Origin of the sequence: Mediterraneibacter catenae (genome assembly GCF_008691045.1) — a bacterium.
Taxonomy (GTDB): Bacteria; Bacillota; Clostridia; order Lachnospirales; family Lachnospiraceae; genus Mediterraneibacter; species Mediterraneibacter ornithocaccae.
Genome location: NZ_VMSO01000041.1, coordinates 1 through 10,620, shown reverse-complemented (window position 1 = coordinate 10,620; position 10,620 = coordinate 1). Strand labels below are relative to the sequence as shown.

The 10,620-nt window shown below is 47.5% G+C and carries 8 protein-coding genes; 6 read left to right on the top strand and 2 right to left on the bottom strand.

What is annotated here, in order from left to right:
- Window positions 1–311: 311 nt before the first annotated feature.
- Together FNY66_RS15050 and FNY66_RS15045 are read right to left on the bottom strand one after the other, a co-directional pair.
- The gene (locus tag FNY66_RS15050) at window positions 312–1,520 is read right to left on the bottom strand and encodes an ion transporter (RefSeq protein WP_190324858.1); all 1,209 of its coding nucleotides are present in this window, start codon (window positions 1,518–1,520) and stop codon (window positions 312–314) included.
- A 91-nt stretch (window positions 1,521–1,611) separates the two neighbouring features.
- The gene (locus FNY66_RS15045; protein WP_087149780.1) at window positions 1,612–2,475 is read right to left on the bottom strand and encodes a phosphoribosylaminoimidazolesuccinocarboxamide synthase; all 864 of its coding nucleotides are present in this window, start codon (window positions 2,473–2,475) and stop codon (window positions 1,612–1,614) included.
- Window positions 2,476–2,708: 233 nt separating this feature from the next.
- On the opposite strand from FNY66_RS15045, the gene FNY66_RS15040 reads away from it, so the two are divergent.
- The 6 genes from FNY66_RS15040 (at window position 2,709) to FNY66_RS15015 (ending at window position 10,556) form a co-directional block, all read left to right on the top strand.
- Window positions 2,709–4,043, top strand: coding sequence for a glycoside hydrolase family 3 protein (locus FNY66_RS15040; protein ID WP_150311655.1), 1,335 nt, complete (start codon window positions 2,709–2,711; stop codon window positions 4,041–4,043).
- A gap of 25 nt (window positions 4,044–4,068) precedes the next feature.
- On the top strand, window positions 4,069–4,830 hold the full coding sequence (locus tag FNY66_RS15035) for a TatD family hydrolase (protein ID WP_087149778.1): 762 nt from the start codon (window positions 4,069–4,071) through the stop codon (window positions 4,828–4,830).
- A 21-nt stretch (window positions 4,831–4,851) separates the two neighbouring features.
- A complete protein-coding gene (gene rsmA, locus FNY66_RS15030) occupies window positions 4,852–5,727 on the top strand; it encodes a 16S rRNA (adenine(1518)-N(6)/adenine(1519)-N(6))-dimethyltransferase RsmA (RefSeq protein ID WP_150311654.1) in 876 nt (291 codons plus the stop codon).
- 155 nt (window positions 5,728–5,882) lie between these two features.
- The gene (locus tag FNY66_RS15025; RefSeq protein ID WP_087149776.1) at window positions 5,883–7,253 is read left to right on the top strand and encodes a citrate/2-methylcitrate synthase; all 1,371 of its coding nucleotides are present in this window, start codon (window positions 5,883–5,885) and stop codon (window positions 7,251–7,253) included.
- An 8-nt stretch (window positions 7,254–7,261) separates the two neighbouring features.
- Complete coding sequence (locus FNY66_RS15020; RefSeq protein ID WP_087149775.1) at window positions 7,262–8,191, top strand: alpha/beta fold hydrolase; 930 nt, start codon at window positions 7,262–7,264, stop codon at window positions 8,189–8,191.
- Between the two features lie 340 nt (window positions 8,192–8,531).
- On the top strand, window positions 8,532–10,556 hold the full coding sequence (locus FNY66_RS15015) for a beta-galactosidase (RefSeq protein ID WP_150311653.1): 2,025 nt from the start codon (window positions 8,532–8,534) through the stop codon (window positions 10,554–10,556).
- Window positions 10,557–10,620 lie beyond the last annotated feature (64 nt).

The window sequence follows — 10,620 nt, the reverse complement described above, 5'->3', positions numbered from 1 at the left end:
TAGGGCGCCAGCCCGCGACTGAGATGAAGCGAAGCGGAATCGAAGTTGTGCACGGCGGAAGCTAGGCCGGTAATAGGGCGCCAGCCCGCGACTGAGATGGAGCGGAGCGAAATCGAAGTTGTGCACGGCGGAAGCTAGGCCGGTAATAGGGCGCCAGCCCGCGACTGAGATGGAGCGGAGCGAAATCGAAGTTGCGCACGGCGGAAGCTAGGCCGGTAATAGGGCGCCAGCCCGCGACTGAGATGGAGCGGAGCGAAATCGAAGTTGTGCACGGCGGAAGCTAGGCCGGTAATAGGGCGCCAGCCCGCAATTTATATCTCGATTTCCGTTACATTTGCAATCCGCATCTCGGAATACAGTATCACCATATCTCCCTCCCTCAGTATTAGGTTTCCGTTCGGGATCAGGACTCTTTCTTTTCGCTTTACAAGCACGATGACGGAATGTCTGGATATATCCAGATCACGTATCCGCTGGCCGTTCCACGGGTTGTTTTTCTGCAGTATGATTTCTTTGAGCCGAATATGTTCTTTATCCTGGAAGGATTCGGCAGCCAGTACCATCACGTCATCCTGCCGCAGGACGAGATTGCCGCGGGGGACGAGGACACGGTGGTTGCGCTGTACAACGGCAACGATGACACGCTCGGGCAGATGCAGCTGGGCGATGCTCTTGTTCACCCAGGGATCCCGGGCTGTGAGGTGGATCCTGATAAAGTGTACGTCGGCCTCCTGTCCGTATTCCGCAATGCGCTTGATGCGGGAATACTGGTCTACAAAACCTGCGGATATGATACCGGTTGGTATAGCCACCATGCCGACACCGAGGAATGTAATAAAGATGCCGAATAACTTGCCAAGTGTAGTGATAGGATAAATATCTCCGTACCCTACTGTGAGCAGGGTGGAGGCGGACCACCAGATTCCGGAAAAGGCATTGGTAAATACTTCCGGCTGCGCCTCGTGCTCCAGACTGTACATGCACAGACTGGATGCCAGCATAAGGATGAGGATAGTAAATACGGAGGAAAAGAGCTGTTGTCTCTTGCTGTTCAGTACATCCGTGATCAATTTTAGTGAGTCATAATATGCATTGATCCGGAACAGACGGAATACGCGCATGACTCTCAGCATGCGGAATGCCACGGCTCCTGACGGGAAGAAGAACGGCAGGTAATATGGCAGAAATGAGAGCATGTCTATGATTCCGGTGAATGAGAGTACGTATTTCCTGACCGCTCCCGGGCCGTGTGCTTCCGGATACATATATTTTGCCGTGCATAATCTGAGTATGTAATCAATGCAGAACAGCGCCACTGTAACATTTTCTATAGCTGTCAGAAGCTCTCCGTATTCTGCCCGGTATGACTCGTAAGTATACATGATACTGACCGTCAGATTTATGATAATGGTCATAAGATATATGACATCGTAAACCCTGGCCGCATGGTCGATTCCGGCCCGTACTTCCAGGATCTCGTAGATCCGGTATCTGATATGTTCTCTCTTCTTTTTATCCATAGTACGGCATCTCCCTTTAGTGACTAAAATAAGGCTGCACATCAGTCCGAAGTGTAATGATGTACAGCCTTGTCTGTCTGAAAAAGTTATTTTACTGTAATTTCTTTCCTGTCAGCATCTCATAGCTCTGCAGATATTTATCAATCGTTTTTTCAACGATATCTTCCGGAAGTGTCCAGTCGTTGTCCGGATTGGCTTTGAGCCAGTCGCGTGCAAACTGTTTGTCAAAGGAAGGCTGTCCGTGTCCCGGCTCATATCCGTCAGCAGGCCAGAATCTGGAGCTGTCCGGAGTGAGCATTTCATCGCCGAGTACGATATTTCCGTCCTCATCCAGACCGAATTCAAATTTTGTGTCTGCAATGATAATGCCGCGGCTCAGAGCGTAATCAGCACACTTTTTGTAAAGGGCGATCGTGTAGTCACGGAGTTTCTGTGCATATTCTTCGCCTTTGCCCGGAAATGCCTTTTCCAGATGCTCGATACTCTGCTCGTAAGAAATATTCTCGTCGTGGTCGCCGATCTCGGCTTTTGTGGATGGTGTGTAGATTGGTTCCGGAAGCTTGTCGGATTCTTTCAATCCTTCCGGGAGTCTGATTCCGCATACAGTGCCGTCCTTCTGATAGCTTGCCCAGCCGCTGCCGGTTATGTAGCCGCGGACAATGCACTCTACAGGAAGCATCTGAAGCTTTTTACACATCATGCTGTTGCCATCGAACTGCGGCTGACGGAAGAACTCCGGCATTTCATTTACATCGGTTGTGATCATGTGGTTCGGCAGGATGTCGCTTGTCATGTCGAACCAGAATTTTGACATCTGTGTCAGGACAGTTCCTTTCTTTGTGATAGTGTTTTTAAGGATCACATCAAAGCAGCTGATGCGGTCCGTAGCTACAAGAATCAGGCTGTCGCCGTTATCATAGATTTCACGTACTTTACCTTCTTTGATTGGTTTCATTTTATACACCTCGTCAATTTCATGATTTAGTATCCTCTTGCGGTGGAAGAAGAAACTTCTATATATAAGAGTAGACAAAACAGCAGGAAAATACAAGTGTTTTATTCATTATAAGTATTCATTATGAGTTATAAGTAAAATTGCGGCGGGGATGGATAAATTATGATATAATCTATTAGATTAATGCGCGGATATGTATCTGTGCGGAAAAAGAGAAATGAGAGGGTTAGTTGATGGGGAAACGCAGGACCAGACGAGGACAAAGCGGACGGAGTGCCCGCAATGGCAGAAAATATATCCTGGGAGGTATTGCGGCTGTCGTGGTTATAATAGCAGCGGCGGCAGTACTTTGGCAGTTCTTTGGAAAAGCGGACAGCGGAAAGGATAAAGAAGCATCACAGAATGGAGCCGGACAGACGGTTCAAAGCGGTGAAAAGACAGATCAGGCTGATGATGCGGGCGAAGGAGAGGAAAAGCAATCTGATGAGACAGCCGGACGGGAAGACAGCAGTGTGGAGGTTAAAGCCGGGGAAATTCTGGAGTCTATGACACTTGAAGAAAAGGTGTGCCAGCTCTTTATGATCACGCCGGAGGCACTGACAGGTGTAGGGACAGTTGTCCAGGCAGGGACAAGTACAAAGAATGCGATAGACCAATATCCGGTGGGCGGTTTGATTTATTTTTCTCAGAATCTGCAGGATCCGGATCAGACAAGGACGATGCTTGCCAATACGCAGCAATATGCAAAAGAGCGGACGGGATTCCCGATATTTCTGTCTGTGGATGAAGAAGGCGGACAGGTGGCGCGCGTTGGAAGCAATCCTGCATTCGGTGTGGAGAAGATCGGAAACATGAGTGATGTGGGAAGCAGAGGAGATACTCAGGAAGCGTATGAGGTCGGAAGCACGATCGGAGCCTACTTGAGCGATCTTGGATTTAACATGGATGCGGCGCCGGATACGGATGTGCTCACAAATCCGGATAATCAGGTGGTGAAATATCGTTCCTTCAGTTCTGACCCGCAGCTTGTCACTGAGATGGCTGCATCGGAGCTCAGGGGCCTGAACGAGCAGGGGATTATCGGCATGTATAAACACTTCCCCGGACATGGCGGGACCACAGATGATTCCCATGAGGGATATGCATATGTGGATGATACGCTGGAGGAGCTTAAAAGCGGGGCATTTGTTCCATTTCAGGACGGGATCGACAATGGCATACAGGTAATCATGGTCAGCCACATTTCCTGTCCGAATGTCACGGGAGACAATACGCCGGCCACATTGTCGAAAATGATGATCACGGACATACTGAGAAATGATATGGGATTTGACGGCATGGTGATCACGGACGCTATGAATATGGGAGCGATCACTGCCCGGTACAGTTCCTCCGAAGCCGCTGTGGCGGCGCTGAATGCGGGTGTGGATATGCTGCTCATGCCGGAGGATTTTCAGAGTGCATATCAGGGCGTGCTTGGTGCAGTGAAGGACGGAACTGTGTCTGAAGAGAGGATCGATGAGTCCGTGCGGAGAATATTGGAATTAAAACTTGAGATGGAGAAATAAGAGTCAGGACGTAAAGGAGCAGAGAATGATAATTGACACACACGCTCACTATGACGATGAGCAGTTTGATACAGACAGAGACGAACTTTTAAAGAGTATGCATGACGGCGGGATCGGGCTGATCGTAAATGCCGCTTCTACGCTCGAATCATGGGGAAAGATACAGAGACTGACAGAAGAGTATCCGTTTGTATACGGAGCTGTCGGAATCCATCCGGATGAAGCAGGAACGCTGACAGAGGAGCATATGTCCGAGATGGAGAGGCTGTTGGATCTTGAGAAGATCGTGGCGGTTGGTGAGATCGGGCTTGATTATTACTGGGACAATGAGAGTCACGATGTACAGAAGAAATGGTTTATCCGGCAGCTTGAACTGGCGAAGAAAAAAGACATGCCTGTGATCATCCACAGTCGTGAAGCTGCGGCGGATACAATGGAGATCATGCGCGGGTACGCATCCGGTATGCGTGCCGTGATCCACTGCTATTCCTATTCAGTTGAGATGGCAAGGGAATATGTCAAGATGGGATACTATATAGGAATCGGCGGAGTGGTCACTTTTAAGAATGCAAAGAAACTGGTAAATGTCGTTAAAGAGATTCCGCTCACCTCTATCGTGCTGGAGACAGATTGTCCTTATCTGGCGCCGGTACCATACCGCGGGAAGCGAAATTCTTCTCTCTATCTGCCTTATGTAGCGGAGAAGATCGCAGAGATAAAAGGAGTCAGCATAGAAGAAGTCGTGAGGCAGACAGAAGAAAACAGCAGAATGCTGTATGATCTGTAAACTATTTTGAAGGAGAATCGTATGAAAGAACCAACATTAGGAAATCCGCAGAATACAATCGCAGTGCTCCAGAAATATAACTTTGTATTTCAGAAGAAATTCGGACAGAATTTTCTGATCGACACGCATGTTCTGGACAAGATCATCCGTGCGGCGGAGATCGGGAAGGATGACTGTGTGCTTGAGATCGGACCAGGCATCGGCACGATGACACAATATCTTGCCTGCGCGGCGAAGAAGGTCATCGCGGTCGAGATCGATAAAGCACTGATCCCGATCCTCAATGATACGCTGGACGGCTATGATAATGTAAAGATCATTAACGAAGATGTGCTGAAAGTTGATATCGCAAAACTGGCTGAGGAGGAAAATGACGGAAAACCGCTGAAAGTGGTTGCCAATCTGCCCTACTATATCACTACACCGATCATCATGGGACTTTTTGAGAATCATGTACCGCTTCAGAGTATTACTGTCATGGTTCAGAAGGAAGTGGCGGACAGGATGCAGACGGGACCGGGATCAAAGGACTACGGCGCTCTTTCCCTGGCTGTCCAGTATTACGCGAAACCGTATATTGTGGCGAATGTACCGCCGAACTGTTTTATGCCCCGGCCAAAGGTCGGCTCCGCAGTGATCAGGCTGGAGAGATATGAAGATGCGCCAGTATATGTAGAAGATGAGAAACTGATGTTCCGGGTCATCCGGGCATCATTTAACCAGCGCAGAAAAACGCTGGCAAACGGTCTGAAGAACTCTGCAGAGCTGGATTTTACGAAAGAAGAGATCGAGGAGGCGATCGCACGCCTCGGTAAGGGGGCCAGTGTAAGGGGCGAAGCGCTGACATTAGAAGAATTTGCAAATTTATCGAACGCCTTGTACAATACGAGAAAATGACAGAATCTTTTGTGCAATTGTTCTAATAAAAAGACAAAAAAGGCCATGTAGTTCATAAATTTTTAATAGAGTGTTAATTGTATAAATTCTTGTTTTTTAGTATAATAAAAAGGTCATACAGTGAAAAGGCAATTAAGAGAGAAGGAGGAACGCACATGGCAAAAGATATTGACAGCATTTTTTTCGATATTACTCCAGAGATTGAAGAATTAGCTCTCAAATGTGAAACTAACAACGCGATTGACAAGGAATTGTATACGAAGTATGAGGTTAAGCGCGGACTTCGTGACCTGAACGGTAAAGGCGTTCTTGCCGGTCTGACAAACATCTCGGATGTCTGCGCATCAAAGATCGTCGACGGTAAATCAGTTCCCTGTGAAGGAAACCTTTATTACCGCGGCTATAACATAAAAGATCTGGTAAAAGGCTTTCTGGATGCCAAACATCCCGGATTTGAAGAAACGACATATCTGCTTCTTTTCGGCGAACTTCCCACGAAAAAAGAATTGAAAGATTTTCAGGATATGCTTGCGGAGAGGCGCATGCTTCCGCCGAACTTTGTGCGCGATGTCATTATGAAAGCGCCGAGCCACGATATGATGAACAGCATTACGAGAAGTATCCTGCAGCTTTATTCTTATGATGCAAAGGCAGATGACACAAGCATCCCGAATGTGCTGCGTCAGTGTCTGAATCTGATCGCTCAGTTCCCGATGCTGATGGTATACGGATATCATGCATATAATTATAAACGCGGAGAAGATCTCTACATTTATGCACCGAATCCGGAACTTTCCACGGCTGAGAACATCCTGATGATGCTCCGCGAAGACAGACAGTATACGGAGCTTGAAGCTAAAATACTGGATATGGCGCTTGTGCTCCATATGGATCACGGCGGTGGTAACAACTCTACATTTACCACACATGTCGTTACATCTTCGGGTACAGATACATATTCTACGATCGCTGCCGCTATGGCATCGCTGAAAGGACCGAAACACGGCGGCGCTAATATCAAGGTGACCCGCATGTTCGAGGATATGAAGAAGAATCTGACCGACTGGACTGACGATGATCAGGTGAGAGCTTATCTGGAAGCACTTCTCGAAAAGAGAGCATTTGATAAAAAAGGTCTGATCTATGGTATGGGGCATGCGGTATATTCAATCTCAGATCCGCGTGCAGATATCTTTAAGAAATTTGTGAAGCAGCTGGCGCATGAGAAAGGGCATGATGCAGAATATGCACTGTACGAGAAGGTAGAGCATATGGCACCGCAGATTATCGGAGAGAAGCGTCATATATATAAAGGCGTTAACGCCAACGTTGACTTCTACAGCGGACTGGTGTACAGCATGTTGGATCTTCCGTCCTCCTTATATACACCGATCTTTGCTGCGGCGCGTATCGTCGGATGGAGCGCACACAGACTGGAAGAGCTCCAGAATGTAGATAAGATCATACGTCCGGCATACAAGCCGCTCGCACCGTATCGCGAATACAAAAATTTAGATGACAGGTAGTGAGTAACATGAGAGATGAATTTTATTTCCCATCAAAAGACGGAAACACGGAAATCCATACGATCGAATGGAAACCGGAGAAAGAAGTGAAGGCTGTCCTTCAGATCTGCCATGGAATGGTGGAGTACATCGGAAGATATGATGAATTTGCACAGTTTCTATGTGACAAAGGATATTATGTCGTGGGAAATGATCATCTCGGTCATGGAAAATCCGTACAGGCTAAGTCAGAATATGGATTTTTCAATGAAAAATACGGAAACGTATGCGTTCTCGGAGATATTCATACGCTCCGGCAGCGCACGGAGAAGAAATATCCTGATGTGCCCTATTTTATGATGGGGCACAGTATGGGGTCTTCGCTTCTTCGGCAGTATATTCAAATGTACGGGAAGGGACTGGACGGAGCAGTGCTGATGGGTACAGTCGCAGATCATAAGAAGGCTGTACTTGCATTTGGCAAACGACTCTGCCGTCTTATGGCAGCTTTTCGGGGGTGGCATTACCGGAGCAAACTGGTAGATGATCTTGCAATCGGCGGCTATAATAAGAAATTTAAACCTGCCCGGACGCAGGCGGACTGGATTACCAGCGATTATGAGCGTCTGGAAAAATATGCGGCGGATCCGCTCTGTACGTTCCGGTTCACCGTGAACGCTTATTATAATATGTTTCTTGGCATGATGAGTACGCAGAGAAAAGAAAGTGTGTATATGATTCCGAAAGGACTGCCGATATTATTTGTCTCCGGAGCGGAAGATCCAGTGGGTGATTTCGGAAAAGGCGTCCGGAAGATCTATGAAAAGTACCGGGCAGCAGGCATACAGGATGTGGCGCTCAGACTGTATACGGGCGACAGGCATGAGTTATTAAATGAGACAGACCGGAAGCAGGTATATGAAGATTTGCTGGAATGGTTTGAAGAGCATATGAAATAGACGACAACGGAAAACCCGCCAGCCGAAAGGCTGGCGGGTTTTCGTTGTTTTTATAGTTATCTAAAGGAATGAGAGTAAAGTGCGGCACCTGTCAGTGCCTAAACTTTATGAGGGGGGAAAGATAGTTGTTTATCAACTATCTGAGTCTAGTATAAAAGGAAAATGTGACAAAAATATGAGTGAATCATAAAAGAAGAAGGAAATTTCTAAACTAAAAATAAAAAATATATAAATGATAATTCATCTGAAAAAAGTGATATAAATATAAAAAAAGTGATATAAACAGAGAGGGGCAGCATGTACCATGAAAGAAAAATCACGTTACCGGAGGGGGAGGCTTATGAAAACGAGAAAGATTTTATTCGGAACCGCATATTATCCGGAATATATGTCCTGTGATCGTATGGATGAGGATATAAGGATGATGAAAGCTGCAGGTATGAATACCGTGCGTATTGCAGAATCTACTTGGAGCACGCTTGAGCCCCGGGAGAATGTATTTGACTTTACATATATCGATGAGGTATTGGAAAAAACACAGGAAGCAGGAATTAATGTGATTGTGGGGACGCCGACGTATGCCGTTCCTCCGTGGCTTGTACGAAAAGATCCGGAGATCATGGTAGAGACAAAGAAAGGCAGAGCCAGGTATGGACACCGCCAGCTTTTTGACCTGCTCAATCCTACGTTTCGGTGTCGTGCGGAAAATGTCATTCGTCATCTGGTCTCATATACAGCCGGATATGCGCATGTAATTGGCTTTCAGATTGACAATGAGACCAAGCACTATGGGAACACGGGAAAATATATGCAGGAGGCTTTCCGCAGGTATCTGCGGGAGAAGTTTGTGACAACGGAACGGCTCAATGAAGCTTTCGGACTTGCGTACTGGAGCAATTCTATTGCGGACTGGGATGATTTCCCGGATATCAGAGGGTGTGTAAACGGTGGGCTGATGGCAGAATTCGAGAAATTCCGAAGGACAGTGGCGGCTGATTATCTCGCATGGCAGGCCCGTATTGTATCGGAGTATAAGAGGGACGATCAGTTTATCACTCACAATCTGGATTTTCAGTGGAAGAAGTTCGGCGCGGATATAGCACAGGACGGGTACTCCTACGGAGTGCAGCCTGATCTGAACCACTACGAGGCAGCGAAGTGTCTGACCATTGCAGGGACGGATATCTATCATCCGACACAGGATGAGCTGACCGGCGCGGAGACAGCTTTCTGCGGGGATATTATTCGCAGTCTGAAGGACGACAATTATCTTGTTCTGGAGTGTCAGGCTCAGGCATTTAAATACTGGACGCCGTATCCGGGGCAGCTGAGACTCCATGCATACAGCCATCTGGCGAGCGGCGCACAGGGGATAATGTACTGGAACTGGCATTCTATCCACAGCGGATATGAGACTTACTGGAAAGGATTGTTAAGTCATGATCTGGGAACAAATCCGACCTATGAAGAAGCGTGCCGGATCGGACAGGAATGGAAGAAACTTGGAACAGCTCTATGCAAAATGAAAAAAAATAACAGAGTGGTCCTCGTGGTGGACAATCATTCCCTGAGCGCCCTTGAATGGTTTCCCATCGATAAAGATCTTACATATAATGACGTGGTACGCTGGATGTATGACAGCCTCTACGAGATGAATATCGAATGTGATGTCGTGGATATAAATGCGCTGGAACCTGACCGGTATGACATGATCATTACTCCGGCTCTTTACTGTATCACAGAGGAAATGCTGAAAAAACTGGATACATTTGTAAAAAGCGGCGGAGTTCTTGTGAGTTCATTCAAGTCTTTTGTGGCGGACGAATACGTGCGTGTGTATCCGGATACCCAGCCTCATCTGCTGCAGGAGTGCTTCGGAATGAGCTGCAATCAGTATACAGAACCCGGCAGGACAAAGCTGACGGGACGGCAGGTAAGATATATCGCAGAGCTCCTGAATCCGGATAAAAATGCCGGAACCGAGAGGCTTGCTATGTACGAACATAAATACTGGGGGGCGTATGCAGGGATAACCAGACACGAGTATGGCAGAGGGTGCGCTTACTATATAGGATGTTATACTGATAAAGACGTATTAAAAGAAGTGTATAAAAAGGCGGCTGCAGACGCGAAAATTTCTGTACCGCTGTTCTCCTGGCCGGTCATCATGCGGAGCGGCGTGATTTCATCCAAAGCAGAGGGAGCGGACAGGACGCTTCATTATATTCTGCATTACAGCGAAGAGGAACGGGAGGCCCCGTGCCCCTTCACTGCAGCAAGAGATATCCTGAACGGCAGAGAATACCGCTCTGGTGACAATATCCGCCTGCGAGACTGGGATGTCCTGATCCTGGAAGAGCTGTGATCCGGAGATGTATTATGTCAGCTAGAGCTGACCCGAATCCCGCGCCAAGACTCGTGAGCGAGTC